The organism is Marinobacter sp. ANT_B65, assembly GCF_002407605.1.
In the GTDB taxonomy this organism is placed as follows: domain Bacteria; phylum Pseudomonadota; class Gammaproteobacteria; order Pseudomonadales; family Oleiphilaceae; genus Marinobacter.
The window spans coordinates 1,913,067-1,930,550 of the sequence record NZ_NXGV01000001.1 but is presented as its reverse complement, the minus strand read 5'-3'; the positions used below and the strand labels follow the sequence as shown (position 1 = coordinate 1,930,550).

Annotated in this window: 13 protein-coding genes and 2 tRNA genes; 8 read left to right on the top strand and 7 right to left on the bottom strand. The window is 52.3% G+C overall.

Annotation, left to right across the window (positions count from 1 at the left end; all coding sequences use genetic code 11):
• Nucleotides 1–4 precede the first annotated feature (4 nt).
• A complete protein-coding gene (locus tag CPA50_RS08860) occupies nt 5–1,192 on the bottom strand; it encodes an acetate/propionate family kinase (RefSeq protein WP_096782028.1) in 1,188 nt (395 codons plus the stop codon).
• A gap of 21 nt (nt 1,193–1,213) precedes the next feature.
• Nucleotides 1,214–3,631, bottom strand: coding sequence for an EAL domain-containing protein (locus CPA50_RS08855; protein ID WP_096782027.1), 2,418 nt, complete (start codon nt 3,629–3,631; stop codon nt 1,214–1,216).
• 246 nt (nt 3,632–3,877) lie between these two features.
• On the opposite strand from CPA50_RS08855, the gene ccoM reads away from it, so the two are divergent.
• Complete coding sequence (gene ccoM, locus CPA50_RS19910) at nt 3,878–4,033, top strand: cytochrome c oxidase subunit CcoM (RefSeq protein WP_179397172.1); 156 nt, start codon at nt 3,878–3,880, stop codon at nt 4,031–4,033.
• 72 nt (nt 4,034–4,105) lie between these two features.
• Here the strand turns inward: ccoM and CPA50_RS08850 are convergent.
• The 3 genes from CPA50_RS08850 to CPA50_RS08840 all read right to left on the bottom strand — a co-directional run bounded on the left by CPA50_RS08850 (nt 4,106) and on the right by CPA50_RS08840 (nt 5,564).
• Nucleotides 4,106–4,181 (bottom strand) — tRNA-Glu (locus tag CPA50_RS08850).
• A gap of 91 nt (nt 4,182–4,272) precedes the next feature.
• Nucleotides 4,273–5,175 carry a TIGR01777 family oxidoreductase gene (locus tag CPA50_RS08845; protein ID WP_096782026.1) on the bottom strand — a complete coding sequence of 301 codons (903 nt, stop codon included), beginning with the start codon at nt 5,173–5,175 and terminating at the stop codon, nt 4,273–4,275.
• Between the two features lie 11 nt (nt 5,176–5,186).
• Nucleotides 5,187–5,564 (bottom strand): sirohydrochlorin chelatase, encoded by a 378-nt coding sequence (locus CPA50_RS08840; protein ID WP_096782025.1) that lies wholly within the window; start codon nt 5,562–5,564, stop codon nt 5,187–5,189.
• Nucleotides 5,565–5,666: 102 nt separating this feature from the next.
• On the opposite strand from CPA50_RS08840, the gene CPA50_RS08835 reads away from it, so the two are divergent.
• The 4 genes from CPA50_RS08835 (at nt 5,667) to CPA50_RS08820 (ending at nt 9,298) form a co-directional block, all read left to right on the top strand.
• A complete protein-coding gene (locus CPA50_RS08835; protein WP_096782024.1) occupies nt 5,667–6,269 on the top strand; it encodes a DUF924 family protein in 603 nt (200 codons plus the stop codon).
• A gap of 80 nt (nt 6,270–6,349) precedes the next feature.
• A tRNA-Gly gene (locus CPA50_RS08830) sits at nt 6,350–6,425 on the top strand.
• Nucleotides 6,426–6,524: 99 nt separating this feature from the next.
• Nucleotides 6,525–7,319 (top strand): MOSC domain-containing protein, encoded by a 795-nt coding sequence (locus CPA50_RS08825; RefSeq protein WP_096782023.1) that lies wholly within the window; start codon nt 6,525–6,527, stop codon nt 7,317–7,319.
• Nucleotides 7,320–7,327: 8 nt separating this feature from the next.
• Nucleotides 7,328–9,298 (top strand): ATP-binding cassette domain-containing protein, encoded by a 1,971-nt coding sequence (locus CPA50_RS08820; protein ID WP_096782022.1) that lies wholly within the window; start codon nt 7,328–7,330, stop codon nt 9,296–9,298.
• A gap of 80 nt (nt 9,299–9,378) precedes the next feature.
• On the opposite strand, the gene CPA50_RS08815 is transcribed toward CPA50_RS08820, so the two are convergent.
• Nucleotides 9,379–9,810, bottom strand: a complete 432-nt coding sequence (locus CPA50_RS08815; protein ID WP_096782021.1) for a universal stress protein — start codon at nt 9,808–9,810, stop codon at nt 9,379–9,381.
• Between the two features lie 74 nt (nt 9,811–9,884).
• On the bottom strand, nt 9,885–10,700 hold the full coding sequence (locus CPA50_RS08810) for a hypothetical protein (RefSeq protein WP_096782020.1): 816 nt from the start codon (nt 10,698–10,700) through the stop codon (nt 9,885–9,887).
• A gap of 416 nt (nt 10,701–11,116) precedes the next feature.
• On the opposite strand from CPA50_RS08810, the gene fadB reads away from it, so the two are divergent.
• The 3 genes from fadB (at nt 11,117) to topA (ending at nt 17,388) form a co-directional block, all read left to right on the top strand.
• Nucleotides 11,117–13,264, top strand: a complete 2,148-nt coding sequence (gene fadB, locus CPA50_RS08805; protein WP_096782019.1) for a fatty acid oxidation complex subunit alpha FadB — start codon at nt 11,117–11,119, stop codon at nt 13,262–13,264.
• Between the two features lie 33 nt (nt 13,265–13,297).
• On the top strand, nt 13,298–14,473 hold the full coding sequence (gene fadA, locus CPA50_RS08800; protein WP_096782018.1) for an acetyl-CoA C-acyltransferase FadA: 1,176 nt from the start codon (nt 13,298–13,300) through the stop codon (nt 14,471–14,473).
• 272 nt (nt 14,474–14,745) lie between these two features.
• The gene (gene topA, locus CPA50_RS08795; RefSeq protein ID WP_096782017.1) at nt 14,746–17,388 is read left to right on the top strand and encodes a type I DNA topoisomerase; all 2,643 of its coding nucleotides are present in this window, start codon (nt 14,746–14,748) and stop codon (nt 17,386–17,388) included.
• The last annotated feature ends 96 nt before the right edge of the window (nt 17,389–17,484 follow it).

Here is a 17,484-nt window from a genome sequence, read left to right as displayed (position 1 = left end):
TTCTTTAAATACTGGTGGCCAGACGCCTGGCCTCGCGGGCGATTACAAGTTCTTCGTTGGTAGGTATAACCAGTACAGGGAAGCGGGAATCGGCAGTGTCTATTCTGCCATCAGTGTATCCACCGTGATGCTCATTCATGTCTGTATCAAGATTAAATCCAAGCAGTCCCAGATGGCTGAGGGTTTTTTTCCGTACCCGGCTGCTGTTTTCCCCGATACCACCTGTGAATACCAGTGCATCCAGATGGCTCAGCGAAGCCATCATGGCGCCTACGTATTTCGCCAGACGAAAGCAAAATATCTCAATGGCGAGGGCTGAAGGTTCATGGCCATGATCTGCCAGGTCGCAAAGAGTTCTCATATCATTGGTCTGGCCAGAAATCCCGAGCAGCCCGCTCTCATGATTCAGTACTTTGTGTACCTCTTTCAAAGAAACGCCCTGGGTGCTGAGGTATTCAAAAAGTCCTGGGTCAACATCGCCACTGCGGGTGCCCATGACCAGTCCTTCGAGAGGGGTGAGCCCCATGCTTGTATCGACGCTTAGCCCGTCTTTAATGGCGCAAATGCTGCACCCGTTACCCAGGTGTGCTGAAATAATGGATGTTGTCGCAGGTGTTTTCCCAAGCCGGCGGGCGGCCTCATTCGCCATAAAAAAGTGGCTTATGCCATGGAACCCGTACCGACGCACGCTCCAGTCACGATAGTAAGCTTCAGGAAGTGCGTAGAGGTATGCTCGCGGAGCAAGTGTCTGATGATAAGCCGTATCGAACACTGCGACTTGCGGGGTGTCTGGAAACAGTTCCCCGGTTGCTTCAATTCCTGCAATGTTAACCGGGTTATGCAGGGGCGCAAGTCCTGCGCAGCGGTTGATACCCTTGATCACGCTGTTGTTGACCAGAACTGCTTCACGAAAGGTTTCTCCCCCATGTACAACCCGGTGCCCGACAGACGCCGGGGCGTCGGTCATCAATTGCCTTTCACGTAAAGCCGTAACCAGTGCCTGTAAGGCTTGTCTGTGACTGGCGCCGGCCGGGAGTGCAATAGTGAGGTTATCGCCATCAATTCCGGCAAACGCATCCGTCTCGTTGAGGCGTTCTGCTTTTGCCGATGCAAGTTCGTTTTCATTTTCGTCGAACAGGGCGAGTTTCAGCGATGAACTGCCACAGTTAACAACAAGAACGGATTGTTTCATGTTCCCACAGTTCCCCGAATGTCAGGTTTGTACTCGATGATTAGCTTTCAGCCACTCAGTAAACTCAATGGCCGGGAGAGGGCGGCTATAAAAATAGCCTTGGGCACAATCACACCCTTCCTGCTTCAGGAACTCTGTCTGAGCCTCGTCCTCAACGCCTTCGGCTATTATGGTCAAACCGAGGCTGTGAGCCATATTGATAATGGCACGTACAAGAGCCGCATCTTCAGGCTCTTTCATCACATCCTGGACAAATGACTTGTCGATCTTGAGTGTATCGAAGGGGTAGCTCTTGAGATAGCTGAGGGCGGAGTAACCAGTACCGAAGTCATCTACTGACAGGCGTACCCCTGCTCGGTCCAGGTTTCTGAGAATATCTGCTGTTTCTATTGAGTTGTCGAGAAGCAGGCGTTCAGTGATTTCGAGCTCCAGCCTCTCGGGAGCCAGATCATTGTTGGATAGAGCCCGCATGACTGCATTGGTAAAGCCGGGGTCGCGGAACTGGCGCGGGGAGACGTTCACTGATATGCCGATGTCCCGACCGGCTATCGCTTGCCAGCTGGTTGCGGCATGGCAAGCTTGTTCAAGAACCCATTCACCGATGGGGATAATCAGGCCGGTCTCTTCAGCCAGCGGGATAAAGCGGTCAGGCATAATCATGCCCATAACCGGGTTATTCCAGCGTAATAGTGCTTCGGCTCCCTGCAGTTTGCCGGTAGCTGTATCCACGATTGGCTGAAAGTAGATTTCCATCTCCTGTAGTTCGAGAGCTCGCCGCATACGTGATTCCATTTGCAGGCGCTCGTGGGAAATCTCTGACATTTCCGGTGTGAAATGCGCAAAGGAGCTCTTCCCCTGGTGTTTTGCCTGGTACATGGCTGCATCAGCGTGCTGCAGAAGGGTGCCGCTGTTGTCAGAATCCGTAGGGTATACGGCAATGCCTATGCTGGTTGTAACAAACACTTCCTGACCATTCAGGGAGTAGGCCGGAGCAAAGGTATTCAAAATGCGTTCGGCAACCTGGGAGGAAGATTCGGGGCCGGCAAGGCCCGGAAGTATAACCAGGAATTCATCACCCCCGAGCCGGGCCACTGTGCTGGTTCCGCGCAGGCAGCTGGAGATTCTTCTGGCTGCTTCTATCAGCAGATTATCACCGGCGTCATGGCCCAGTGTGTCGTTAATGTGCTTGAAGTTATCAAGGTCCAGAAACATGACGCCAACCATGGAGTTCTCGCGCCGGGCCTGAGCCAGGGCCAGTTTGAGCCGGTCCAGAGCAAGCATCCGGTTGGGCAGGCCGGTCAGGATGTCGTAGTTTGCCTGCCGCAACAGCTGCTGCTCGTAACGCTTTCGGATACTGATATCCTCACCGAGAATGAGGTAGCCCGTGGTATCGCCGGCACTGTCTTTTATTGGTGTAACGATCAGCTGTTCCCAGAACCGCTCCCCGTTACGTCGCACGCTGTTGACCTCGCCCTGCCAGACACCAACCCGCTGAACCTGTAACCGAATAGACTGCCACAGATGGCGACTGTCACGGTTTTCCAGATTGTCATCGCTTAAGGCGCCAGGGTGCCGGCCGACGATGGACTTAGCGTTATAACCGGTAAGCTGGGTGAACTTGTGGTTTGCAAACTCGACGCGCCACTGGCGGTCACAAATGACAACGGAAGAGGGGCTTTGCTCAATCGCCTTGGAAAATTTATGGATTTCTGCGGCGTCCCGTTCCTGGCGTTCGATATCATCGTTCAGCCGTTCACGCATCTGGTTGAATGCTTCGGTTACGCGGCCGATCTCATCATTACGGTGTGAGGGTGAGTCGGGGCGGTCGAGGGTGAGCGGCGTACTGAGGTTCGTCAGCGAAAAGTCTTTCGCATAGTTAGCCATGGTCGTCAGGTGGCGGGTAACGAAATGCTGGAAAACCAAGATAATCAGTATGGATACGAAAAAAGTCTTGAGGAACTCGGTGGCCAATATGATGCCAACCTTTACTTTCATCTCCTGGTAAACGCGCTCGAGACTGGCTGTTACCGTGAGTTCACCCAGCTTGAGCGACCCTTCACCCAGGTAAACAAGGTCGAACTTGTGTGACAGGGTGTCAGCTCCGCGCGGTATCTCACCCATTACCAGTTCAGAGTCGGGTTCAATGCCCAGTCGTATATGAATCACGTCGGGAAGGCTGAGAATGCCCTCCATTTGAGTCTGAAGCAGTTTTTTATCGAGGGCCCAGAGACTTCTGGTGAGACTGGATGCATACCCCGACTCAACTACCTGCATACGGCCCTCAATCTGGACAAGATCTTTTCGATAGTCGGAATAGATCTGAATAGCAGAGGCTATAAGGGAAAAAGCAGAGCTGAAGAGAAGTATCCAGGCAAGCAGTCTGAAAGACAGGGGAGAGCCCGTACGGAAACGTTGAAGACGCGTCGTTAGTTTTGGCATCTTGTAACTTCAGCCATCCAAGCCGGTTGATAAAAGCAGGCAGTCTCTCACTAACGAACTATATCAGCCCCGCTCTTCGAATTCCTTGCAAATACGCGAGAATTGGAGAGAAACATGCGCGCTTCGAGGTTTTCTGAATAATTCAATTTTACGAGTGATGTCATCCATTGACGCAGATCAATATGGATATTAGGCGGTAACGTAACCTGAGCTTAATCAAGTTTGATATAGGGCAGGAGCAGAACTATGTATATGGACGCAGTGGTTATCGCAGGTATCGCAACTGTATTGCTGATGGTTGTATTCTTTGTTGGTGTGGGTATCTTCATAATGCGTGATCAGAAGACCCATGGAGGGGATGAACAAAAGAAACAACTGAAAACTGGAGGAAAGACTGCTTGACAGAGGCCGGCTAGGCCATCTGTCACTACAGTAGACTTTCATTTCCGTGCTTGTAAATCTGTGAAGCGGAAATGGCGTCCCCTAGGGGGTTCGAACCCCTGTTGCCGCCGTGAAAGGGCGGAGTCCTAGGCCACTAGACGAAGGGGACGCAACGCTTCAAAACAATGCCTCGTCGAGGTGGCGCGTATATTAAGAAAGCCCCTTCCACCTGTCAACGCTTTTATTCAAAAAGTTTGTTTTTAACCTGTAGCCTCTTTAAGCGCCAGCTCCAGTGAAGGGAGCTCGAATACAAACCCGGAATCTGTGAGCCTTGCCGGGATTGCCTGCTGCCCGGTGAGTAAAAGGCGTGACATTTCTCCAAAAGCAGTTTCAAGAATCAGCGCCGGAACAGGAAATATTGCCGGACGTCTGAGCACATCTGCCAGGCAGCTTGTAAAATCCCTGTTTGTAACAGGAGCCGGGCTTACCACATTGTATGCTCCTGACGCCTCCGGTGTTTCCAGCATCCAGATAAGTGCTGCAACAACATCATTGCGGTGAATCCACGGCATATATTGATGGCCATTCCCAAGACGTCCGCCCAGACCTAATTTGAAAGGGACAATCATTCGCTGCAGAAAGCCTCCTCCGGAGCCGACAACGACCCCTGTTCTCGACAGGCACACGCGTACATTGTGTGAGCCTGACTCAAGGGCTGCGTTTTCCCAGTCTTTGCACAACTGGTGGGTAAACTCATCGTGAGGTGCAGTAGCTTCGGTTACCACTGTACTGCCCTGGTCGCCGTAAAAACCAACGGCTGAACCGGAAATCAGTACCTCTGGCAACTGTGCCCAGCTGGTAATGATCTCTGTCAGGGTTGTGGTGAGGCGTATGCGGCTATCGCGCAGAACCTGTTTCCGCTCATCAGACCATCGCTTGTCTGCAATGCCTTCGCCTGCAAGATTGATTACTGCACTATAGCCCTTGTGGGATCTGAGGTGCTCAAGATCAGTGATGACCTCTACCGGGCCGCACACTGATTGCACCTTACTTGCAGGCTGTCGGCTCAGTACTGATAGTTTATAGCCTCTTGTCAGTAACTCGCGGCACAGTACGTTGCCGATAAATCCCGTGCCGCCTGTAATCAGTACACGCTTGTTCATGGCTCTTTTCCTTATTGGTCGTCGCCCTGATCCAGTTGATGAGCGACTATGTCCTTGATCGCCAGGCCTAGCAGAGGGTTGTCTCCGATAGGGGGGGTGAGCAGAACGCTGGCTCCTGTGGCCCGTTCCAGCTCTTCTATCATGGCCGGTACGTCTTTGCGCAGGTGGCGCCCGGCTGCCAGAAACAGGGGGACGATGGTAAATTCACGGGTGCCCGCGGCAACCCCGTCATGAATCACCGATTCCAGGGACGGCTCTGCCAGTTCCATGTAGGCAATTCTGGAGTTGCTTATGCCTTTGAGGGTTGGCTCTGCAAGGGCTTCAAAGGTGTCACACCAGCGCTTGTCGCTGCTGCCATGTGCTAACAGAATAATGCAACGGCTGTTCATTAACGCTCCTGAATAGTGGTGTTGAAAGTGACTGTCGTAATTTGAGTTCCGGGCCGTTATTCTCTGCCTGTCCAGATAATCAAGATAACAGGGTGTATTCTAATGTTCGATTGGAAAGAGATTCTGGATTTCTGGTTTGGAGATTTTGATGAACACGGCTTGCCTGACAGCCTTCATCGCAACCGCTGGTTTCGTTCAAGCAAGAGGTTTGATCAGGAAATACGGCGACGGTTTCTTTCGATGGTTCTGTTTGCGTCTGAGCAGGGCCTTGACCACTGGCGCAAGGCGGCAGGCGGGAGTCTTGCGGAGATAATCCTGCTTGATCAGTTCTCCAGGAATATATTCCGGGGCAGTGTTATGGCTTTTGAGCAGGATAAACTGGCCAACAGACTCTGCAAAGAAGCTATGCGCAAAGGCCACGATATGTCTCTACCCCCGGTTCAGCGAGCATTTATCTATATGCCGTTGGAGCATGCCGAGCGTCTTGAAGACCAGGCTCTGTCCGTCGAATGTTATGAGCAGTTGGTGGCTTCAACATCGGGAATGCTGCAGGGCTTTATGAAAAGCTTCTTGCAGTCTGCGCTGGATCACAAAGAAATTATCGAGCGTTTTGGTCGCTTCCCCCACAGAAATCAGGCCCTCGGGCGGTTGTCCACGGATGCTGAAAAGGACTATCTGGGTTCGGCTCGTCGCTTTGGACAGTAAAAAAGTCTCAAATTGAGGTTGACGAACGGAGCTGAATGCGTAGAATACGTTTCCGTTGTCGGCGCAAGCCAATCAACACTGCGGGAATAGCTCAGTTGGTAGAGCACGACCTTGCCAAGGTCGGGGTCGCGAGTTCGAATCTCGTTTCCCGCTCCAGATTCCGGAAACCCGGCCTCGAAAGAGGTCGGGTTTTTTGTTTTTGGTTATACTGGGCCGCCTCGTCAACATTAACCCGCAACTCCGGAGACGCGCCTTGTGAAAGTTCACTCGCTTCATATCTACCCGGTCAAGTCCTTGTCCGGGATTCAGGTTCCGTTCTTCGAGATGGATGATTTCGGCCCGAAAGGTGACCGGCGTTGGATGATTGTTGATGAAGACCGCAACTTTGTTACACAGAGAGCCATTCCTGAACTGGCAAGGATTGCTACCTCGCTTGTAGATGGCCGTGTCAGTATCCATATTCCGGGCGAAGGTAATTTCACATTGAGTCCAGCTGATGACGAACTGCGCGTTCTGGTCTGGCGGGACTGGGTGAAGGCCCGGAACGGAGAGTCTTCGGCCAGTGAAGCGCTGAGTCGTTTCTGTGGTAAAGCCTTGCGTTTTGTCTATATGCCGGACTCGGAGTTCCGGCGGGTTGATGCCGGGCGTGTAACAGAATATCGCCGTGTAGGTTTTGCCGATGGTTTCCCTTTTCTGATTACCAGCCTGGAGTCGCTCGGGGAACTGAACGGGCGCCTTGAGGTGTCAGTGGATATGCGCAGATTCCGGCCCAATATTGTTGTTGAAGGTCTGGCTCCCTGGGAGGAAGACGGTTGGCGCAAACTCAGGATTGGTGCACAGTACTTTGATATCGTAAAGCCTTGCTCCCGCTGTGTACTTACAACTGTTGACCCGGATACCGGAATAAAAGATACCGGTCTGCAACCTTTAAGAACGCTTTCTGGCTACCGTAAAACGGCAGATGGTGTCATTTTCGGCCAGAACGCAATTCATGAATCCCCCGGAATCATTCATGTGGATGATTCCGTCACTGTTATTGAACCGGAGTAGACCACAAAGTGCCATTGTTAACGCTGGACTCGATTTCCCTGGCCTATGGGATGCACCCGTTGCTGGATAAGGCATCCCTCAATATTGATGCCGGTGAACGGGTGTGCTTGCTGGGTAGAAATGGTGAGGGTAAATCAACCTTGCTCAAGATTGTCAGCGGAGAGGTTTTGCCGGATGGAGGTAAGATCCGTCTTGAGGATGGCGCTGCGTTAGCCGTATTGCCACAAAACCTCCCCACTGAAGATTCGAGAACGGCTTATGAGGTTGTATCCGGGGCTTTCCCGGAGGCAGGTCAGCTTTTAGCCGAATTCCATACGCTTACGCAGCATGCAGATGAGGCCAGCCTCGACCGTATGATGAAAGTGCAGGAGCGCATAGAAGCTCTTGATGGCTGGCGCCTTGACCAGAAGGTTGCAGCAGTTCTTGCGCAATACGGTATAGATCCTGATCAGAGGCTGAATACGCTCTCTGGTGGATGGCAGCGCCGGGTGCTTCTTGCCCGCGCGCTCGTTGGAGAGCCTGATATTCTGCTACTGGACGAGCCCACCAACCATCTGGACGTACCGGCAATTGCCTGGCTTGAAGAGGCGCTCGGTGCGTTTCGCGGTGCGATGCTGTTTGTGAGTCACGATCGTGCTTTTATAAGGCGCATGGCTACCCGCGTCGTGGAATTGGATCGGGGAAAGCTCGTCAGCTTCGCGGCTTCTTATGACCGCTATCTGGAGCTCAAGGAAAAAGCGCTTGAGGAGGAAGACAGGGAAAACGCACTTTTTGACAAACGACTGAAGCAGGAAGAGACCTGGATTCGCCAGGGTATCAAGGCCCGTCGCACCCGTAACATGGGGCGGGTGAGGGCGCTCAGGGCAATGCGGGAAGAGCACCGGCAGCGTCGGGTTCGTGGCGGAACGGCTACGTTTGCAGTCGAGGATGCGGCGCGCTCGGGCAAGCTGGTAGTCGAAACGGTTGATGCTGGCTTTGCATACCCGGACGGGACTTCGATTATCCGGAACCTGAATCTGACAGTGCTTCGGGGCGACAAGATTGGTCTTGTGGGTGAAAACGGAACGGGTAAAACAACACTGGTACGTTTACTTCTGGGAGACCTGGAGCCGACAGAGGGTGTTATTCGTCTGGGAACCAACCTCAAAGTTGCATATTTTGACCAGCTTCGTGGTGAACTGGACCTTAGCCGTAATGCACTTGATAACCTGTCAGAAGGTCGTGAGTTTATTGATATCAACGGGCAGAGTAAGCACGTGCTGGGGTACTTGCAGGAGTTCCTTTTTACTCCGGAGCGGGCACGGTCTCCTGTCAGTGTCTTTTCGGGGGGGGAGCGAGCCCGGCTGTTGCTGGCAAAACTGTTCAGCAAGCCTGCGAATATTCTGGTTCTCGATGAGCCCACTAACGATCTCGATGTTGAAACCCTTGAGCTTCTGGAGGAACAGCTTGCTGAGTTCGCCGGCACAGTGATTGTTATCAGTCACGACCGTGAATTCCTTGATAATGTCGTAACCGAAACTGTATTTCTTGACGGGTCGGGAAGCGTACACGAATACGTGGGTGGCTACAGTGACTGGCGTCGGCAGGGCGGCTGTTTCCCTGCAGAGGCTAGTGGTGCCCGGCCCGACAAGCATGACAAGGCGGCGAAATCCGGCAGGCAGAGTAGTAGCGGAAAAGAGAGCAGCTCGTCTGCAGGCAAGGTACAGAGTGCTTCAGGTTCTCCGGAAGGCGGCGGTACCAAGCCCAAACTATCAAAACTGAGCTATAAACTAAAGCTTGAGCTTGAGCAGTTGCCGGGGCAGATCGAGGCCCTGGAGCAGGACATTGTCCGTATTCAGGAGCGTATTTCGTCGCCGGACTTCTATGCCGGTCCGCCTGACGAAGTTGCGGCTACACTGGGTGAGTTGGAGCAAACGGAAAAGCGTCTGGAAAAAGTGATTGAACGTTGGATGGAGCTTGAGGAGCAGGCGCTTAACTGATTGTTCCGGGAGTCACGGCAAGCCCGGAGGCAGATAATGCCCCGGGCAAGTGTATAAGGTGCGGCTCAGGTCAGGGAGTATTAATTGATTCTGATGGCCAGAACATCGCATTCGGTTCCGTGCAGAACGCCGTTGGCGGTTGAGCCCAGAAGAAGCTGAAAGCCTTTTCGTCCGTGACTTCCAACGATCACCAGGTCGGCTCCCTGTTCTTTTGCCAGGCGGTGAATCTCCGATTCGGGACGACCGACGGTCACAATCTGGTTCGCCTTATCGATGCCATATTTGTCGCCATAAGCGGTGAGCTGCTCGCGGGCAGCCTTGTCGAGCTGATCCTGCAGCTCGGTCAGGTCCATGGGGATATCTCCACCGTAGGCGTAACCGACTGGTTCCACAACGTGCACCAGAACCAGACTCGCGTCATTGGCCTTGCTCATTGCTTTGGCTTTATCCAGAACCTGTGGTGCTTCCTCAGTGAGATCTATGGCAACGAGCATTTTCTTGTATGCAGACATCGCTAACTCCTTAGTGTTCGGGCTTTGGTACAGCATAATACGCAAGCACGGCGGGGGAAAGAGGCCCGGGGTTATCAGGAGCTTTGCTGAAGCATTTCAATGGCTGTGGTCAAGTTCTGGAGAATCTTTTTCGAATATCTGTCAATTACAAAGCCTACGTTGTTTTCGTTGTAGTTAATGTAGGAGCCTCGGATAAATTGCCATTTTCCAGCGACATCGTTTAAAAGTGCTGCGAGCTCGCCATCACTTTTTCCCTTCAGGACAGATTCGAGCAACTGATCAAACTCCTTTGCCTGCCCGTCCAGAGGTGTTTCTGAAGATGAGCCCTGAAAAATCTGTGAAACGGATGAGTTGGTTCTGACTGAGTATTTTGCCATCATCTGGGCAATCTTGACTGCGGCCAGCCGTGCCGCCTCTACTCGTGGGCTTGTCTCTGCCTGGGACTTTTCTTGAGCATCCCGATAAAACTCTGTTGCCATATCGTTCATGGTCAACGCCTGATTGGCCATATCAGAAACCAGGCGTAAGTCCGGGTAACCTGTGGTGCGTACATCATTGATGTTATCCCGCATCAGGCTTTTGAACTTGTCGAATTCGCGGTTGAGAGCTTCAGTCTGTTGGGTTGTCAAAGCATCGCTGGTGCTGCTTGTCAGCAGATTCATGGATTCGTTGGCTGTGTTGATACCTGCTACGATTTCGTTGAGGGTGCTGGTGGTCCCGTTTCCGATGAACCGGTAGTACGCATCCAGTGAAACATAGTTGCTGACACGAAAGGTGTGAAGCTGAGACAGAAAGTCATCAGTATCCTGGGCCCGGAGGTTTGCGGACGTAAGCACCAATAACAGAAGCGACATTGCAAGGAAGCGCGACCGCAGGAGGATGGTGTTCATCGGATGAGTCTCCGTTATTTTATTATTGTGTACGAAAGTCGTAGGTCGAAGGTAAAGTAACATCTATGACCAATCAAGCGGTTGGTCTCAGGGAAATGTAAACATTTTTGAAATTTGCGGGATAAAGCTCAGGCGTTTTCTTTATATTGCGTGCAACTTGCTGAAATTTATTGCCTATTATTTATGGTCTCTAAAAATTTTGGTTTGGTTGGGTCTGATCATAAAGAAACAAATTGACAAACGTGCTGTTTTTTCCCATCGTGTGCCCTCACGATTCAAACGACTGTATGAATTTCAGGTCGGTTGATCGGGCAGTGACCGAAATCTCGCTGCGTAAACAGACTGGATAACTCTTGCAGTTTCAAGAGTGATGCCAGAGCTGAAAGCAGTTCCAAACACAGACTGGAGATCAGTTGATGATTTACGAAGGTAAAGCCATCACGGTTAAAGAGATCGAAGGCGGGATCGCTCAGTTGGACTTTGACTTGCAAGGCGAGTCAGTAAACAAGTTCAACCGTCTTACCATTGAAGAGCTCCGCGCCGCGACTGATGCACTTAAAGCACAAAAGAAACTCAAGGGCCTGGTGGTAACCAGTTCCAAAGACAGTTTCATTGTTGGTGCCGACATTACAGAGTTTACTGAGTTGTTTGCCGGCTCCGAAGAAGATCTGGTTGCCAACAACCTGAAAGCCAATGCCATTTTCAGTGCGGTTGAGGATCTTCCGTTCCCGACTGTCACAGCTATCAACGGTATGGCGCTGGGTGGTGGTTTTGAGATGTGCCTGGCGACCGATTACCGTGTCATGGCGCCCAAGGCGAAAGTTGGACTGCCAGAAGTCAAGCTGGGCATCTTCCCGGGCTTTGGTGGCACTGTTCGTCTCTCCCGCCTTGTAGGTGTAGACAATGCTGTTGAGTGGATTTGTGGCGGTACAGAAAATCGCGCAGATGCAGCTCTGAAAACCGGCGCTGTAGATGCGGTTGTTGAGCCTGCGAAACTGGTTGAAGCAGCTGTCGTAATTATTAACCAGTGCAATGAAGGCAAGCTCGATTACGAAGCGCGCCGCGAAGAAAAGAAAGGCAAGATCAAGCTGAACGCCATGGAAAGCATGATGGCGTTTGAAATCTCCAAGGCATTTGTCGGTGGCAAAGCGGGTAAGAATTACCCCGCACCGGTGGAAGCTATCAAGGTTATGCAGAAGCACGCGGGCTTGACCCGTGACAAGGCGGTTGAAGTAGAAGCCAAAGGCTTTGCCAAAGTGGCGAAGACGAACGTGGCAGCCTGCCTTGTTGGCTTGTTCCTGAACGATCAGGAGCTGAAGAAGAAAGCCAAGGCGTGGGAAAAGGAAGCTTCTGAAGTGAAGCAGGCCGCTGTACTGGGCGCCGGCATCATGGGTGGTGGTATTGCTTATCAGTCTGCGCTGAAAGGCACGCCAATCATCATGAAGGATATCAACCAGGACGGCATTGCACTGGGCCTTAAAGAAGCCAAGAAGCAGCTGACCAGGCGTGTTGATAAAGGCCGCATGAACGCCGGGCAGATGGCGGATGTTCTTAACAGTATTACGCCAACCCTGAATTACGGTGATTTCAAGAACGTAGATCTGGTTGTTGAAGCTGTTGTTGAGAATCCCAAGGTAAAAGACGCTGTTCTGCGTGAAGTTGAAGAAATGACCCGTGATGACGCCATCCTGACGTCTAACACATCGACTATTTCTATTGATCTTCTGGCCAAGAACCTTAAAAGGCCTGAAAACTTCTGCGGCATGCACTTCTTCAACCCGGTGCCAATGATGCCGCTGGTTGAAGTTATCCGTGGCAAGAAGACAAGCAATCGCGCTATTGCAACAACCGTTGCTTACGCAAAGGCGATGGGCAAGACCCCGATTGTTGTAAATGATTGTCCGGGCTTTCTGGTCAACCGCGTTCTGTTCCCGTACTTCGGCGGCTTTATCGGCCTGGTGCGCGACGGTGCGGACTTCCAGCATGTAGACAAGGTAATGGAGAAGTTCGGCTGGCCCATGGGCCCCGCATACCTGCTCGACGTTGTTGGCATGGATACCGGCAAGCATGCCGGTGCGGTTATGGCTGATGGCTTCCCGGATCGTATGAAGCATGAAGGCACAACGGCTATCGATGTCATGTTTGACAACAACCGTTATGGCCAGAAGAACGATAAAGGCTTCTACAAGTACGAGCTGGACCGCAAGGGCAAGCAGAAGAAGGTTGTCGATGAAGAAACCTACAAACTGCTCGAACCAGTTGTTCAGGGTAAGAACGATTTCAGTGACGAGGATATCATCGCTCGCATGATGCTCCCTCTGTGTCTTGAAACTGTTCGCTGCCTGGAAGACGGCATTGTTGAAGGCCCGGCTGATGCCGATATGGGTCTGATCTTCGGTATCGGCTTCCCGCCGTTCCGTGGTGGCGCCTTACGTTATATCGACGATATGGGTGTCGACAAGTTCGTTGAACTGGCAGACAAGTATGCAGACCTGGGTCCACTTTATCACCCGACCGAGAAGCTGCGCGAAATGGCCAAAACTGGCGAAAAGTTTTTTGGCTAACCCTGAATGAGATTTCCGAACGGAGAAAGATCTATGAGCCTTAATCCGAGAGACGTTGTCGTCATCGATTGCGTGCGGACTCCGATGGGTCGTGCCAAAAATGGTTGTTTCCGTAACGTACGTGCGGAGACCCTGTCGGCTACGCTGATCGATGCATTGTTCGATCGCAATCCGAAGCTCGACCCAAAAGAAGTTGAAGATGTAATTTGGGGCTGTGTAAACCAGACAAAGGAACAGGGTTTTAACGTGGCCCGGCAGATTTCTCTGCTGACCCGTATCCCTCACGAGTCTGCAGCCCAGACGGTAAACCGTTTGTGTGGCTCCGCAATGAGTGCGATCCATACAGCGGCCCAGGCCATCATGACCGGTAACGGTGATGTGTTCATGGTTGGTGGTGTGGAGCACATGGGGCACGTACCCATGACTACAGGCTTCGACCATAACCCCGCTGCATCAAAGTACTCTGCCAAGGCTTCCAACATGATGGGCCTGACTGCAGAAATGCTGGCAAAAATGCATGGTATCAGCCGTGAGCAGCAGGATGAGTTCGGCGCTCGTTCACATCGTCTTGCCCACGAAGCAACCCTGGAAGGTCGTTTCAAAAACGAAATCATACCTATTGAAGGTCATGACGAGAACGGCTTCAAGGTGCTGATCGAGCACGACGAAACGATTCGTCCGGAAACCACTGCGGAATCTCTGGGCAAGCTGAAGCCAGCATTCGATCCGAAGAACGGAACCGTGACTGCCGGCACTTCCTCGCAGCTGACAGACGGCGCCTCAGCACTGGTGCTGATGTCTGCAGAGCGTGCTGAAGCGCTTGGGCTGAAGCCCATGGCGAAGATCCGTAGCATGGCCGTTGCAGGTTGCGATCCCGCAATCATGGGTTACGGTCCGGTACCGGCCACCAAAAAGGCATTGAAGCGTGCAGGCCTGAAAGTCGAAGATATCGACTTCTGGGAACTGAACGAAGCTTTTGCCGGACAGTCTTTGCCAGTACTGAAAGACCTGAAGCTGCTGGGTGTGATGGAAGAGAAGGTTAACCTGAATGGCGGCGCGATTGCCCTTGGTCATCCGCTGGGCTGCTCTGGTGCCAGAATCTCCACAACCCTGTTGAACGTAATGCAGGCCAAAGGCGGTAAGCTTGGTGTTTCCACCATGTGTATCGGCCTGGGGCAGGGCATTGCAACAGTGTGGGAGCGCCTGTGATCCGCTAGACGGACACGTTAGTGCTTTCATGGAAGGCCCGGCTTGCGCCGGGCCTTCCTGCTTTCAGGAAGCCGTGAAAGCGCCTTCCGAAATACGAAAAAAAGCATGACTGAAACGAAAGAATGGGTTGTCTTGCAATTGATGACCCTGTAAAACAGTGAGCCTATACATAATGGCGGCTCCTATAGTTTTTCCAGCCGATTGATTTTACAGCGAGTTTACGGTCTGCTTGTTTAATGACCGATTTATCGCCAAGGATACAGATCTCCGATATGGGTAAAAGTCTCGTAATTGTCGAGTCACCAGCGAAAGCGAAGACCATCAATAAGTACCTGGGCTCCGACTTCATCGTGAAGTCGAGTGTCGGGCATATTCGTGATCTTCCCGTCAGTGGCAGCGGATCCCAGTCCGACCCTAAAGAGCGTGCCAGGCAGGCGGCAGTCACTCGAAAACTCAGCCCTGAAGACAAAATTGCGCATAAAAAGCGCAAGGCACGGGAGCAGCTTGTTGCCCGTATGGGCGTTGATCCCGATCAGGACTGGAGTGCCCGCTACGAAATTCTTCCTGGCAAAGAAAAGGTTGTCAGTGAGCTTAAGCGACTTGCCAAGACTGCTGACCACATCTATCTCGCAACGGATCTCGACCGCGAGGGGGAAGCCATTGCCTGGCACCTCAAGCAGACCATTGGTGGTGAGCCGGAAAAATACCGTCGTGTGGTGTTTAACGAGATCACCAAGCGTGCGATTCAGGAGGCATTCGAACATCCGGGCACTCTTGATCAGAACCAGGTGAATGCGCAGCAGGCGCGGCGCTTTCTGGATCGTGTTGTGGGTTATATGGTCTCGCCTCTGCTGTGGGCAAAGCTTGCCCGTGGGCTGTCGGCAGGCCGTGTTCAGTCCGTTGCGGTTCGATTAATCGCAGAGCGCGAGCGTGATATTCGGGTTTTCGTACCGGAAGAATACTGGCAGTTGTTTGCGGCCCTTGGTGCCGAGGCCAGTACTCAGCCTGTGCGTTTTGAAGTTACACGCTATAACGACAAACCTTATCGCCCGGTCAACGAACAGCAGAGCAAAGAACATGTAGAGCGCCTTGAGTCAGGTAGTTTCAAGGTATCCAAGCGGGAAGACAAACCGACAAAATCCCGCTCCGGGGCTCCGTTTATTACATCGACACTGCAGCAGGCGGCGAGCAATCGTCTGGGCTTCAGTGTCAAGAAAACCATGATGCTTGCCCAGCGCCTTTATGAGGCAGGGTACATCACTTACATGCGTACCGATTCGACGAACCTCAGTCAGGACGCCGTTAATAGCTGTCGTGATTACATACTGGATCAGTTCGGCGAGCGCTATCTGCCAGAGAAGCCAAAGGTCTATGGCAGCAAAGAGGGCGCTCAGGAAGCGCACGAGGCCATACGTCCGACAGAAGTGACGCGCCAGGCTGTGGCTATCAGTGGCCTTGAAAAGGATGCTGAGAAGCTTTATGAGCTGATCTGGCGGCAGTTTGTAGCGTGCCAGATGTCTGAAGCGGAATTTCTCAGTACATCCATCGTGGTTGCCAATGGTGATTACGAGTTGCGCACACGTGGCCGTATTATCAAGTTTGATGGTTTTCTGAAGGTCGCACCTCAGTCGGCCAAGAAAGAAGAAGATGTCGCTTTGCCGGATATCAAGCTGGGAGAGGCTCTGAGTCTCGAGAAGCTGGAGCCGAGTCAGCACTTCACCAAGCCGGCGCCCCGTTACACTGAAGCGAGTCTGGTTAAAGAGCTTGAAAAGCAGGGTATTGGTCGTCCATCTACATATGCTTCTATTATTTCGACCATTCAGGACAGAGGATATGTGCGCCTGCAGAACCGGCGTTTTTACGCAGAAAAAATGGGTGAGATTGTCACCGAGCGGCTTTGTGAGTCATTTTCCAACCTGATGGATTTTGATTTCACGGCTAAGATGGAAGGTGATCTGGATCATATTGCTGAAGGCGATGTGGACTGGAAGACTGTCCTGAACGATTTTTACGCGCGGTTCCGTCAGCAACTGGAGTCTGCCGAGGCAGCTGATGGTGAGGGCGGTATGCGCCCGAACGATCCGACGGAAACGAATATTCCATGTCCGACCTGTGGTCGCAATATGCAGATCCGGGTTGCCAGTACCGGGGTCTTTCTAGGTTGCTCGGGTTATTCGCTGCCACCTAAAGAGCGTTGTAAAACCACCATCAACCTGGTTTCCGGCGATGAAGTTGTCAGTGCCGACGATGATGTGGAAGGTGAGGGTGAGACCCGCTTGTTGCGGAAAAAGCGCCGGTGCCCGATATGTTCTACCGCCATGGACAGTTACCTGGTTGACGAGACTCACAAACTGCATGTTTGCGGTAACAATCCTGACTGTTCCGGTTATGAGGTGGAGGAAGGGACCTTCCGCATAAAAGGCTATGATGGGCCTACGCTGGAGTGTGACAAGTGCGGCTCCGAGATGCAGCTGAAAACTGGCCGGTTTGGCAAGTATTTCGGGTGTATGAGTGATACCTGTAAAAATACCCGTAAGCTGCTGAAAAGTGGTGAGCCAGCGCCGCCTAAAATGGATCCGGTGCCAATGCCCGAGCTTCAGTGCCTGAAAGTCGATGACACCTATGTGCTGAGAGACGGGGCTTCCGGGCTATTTCTGGCGGCAAGCAAGTTTCCGAAAAATCGTGAAACCCGGCCCCCGCTTGTTATGGAGATCAAGCCGCACCAGAAGGAAATTGATCCAAAGCACGATTATCTGATGAAGGCGCCCGAACGTGACCCTGAAGGTAACCCGACGGTTATCCGGTACAGCCGAAAAACGAAAGAGCAGTACGTGATGTCGGAAAAAGACGGAAAGGCAACGGGCTGGTCTGCGTGGTACGTGGATGGCAAATGGCAGCCTCGGGAGAAAAAATAGTGGCTGTATAGCGCTATTCTGAAAAAACAGGGGCAGGAACTAAGGTTCCTGCCCCTGTTTTTTTATGAGGCTCTTCCCGGTTTATCGAGCTTTGGG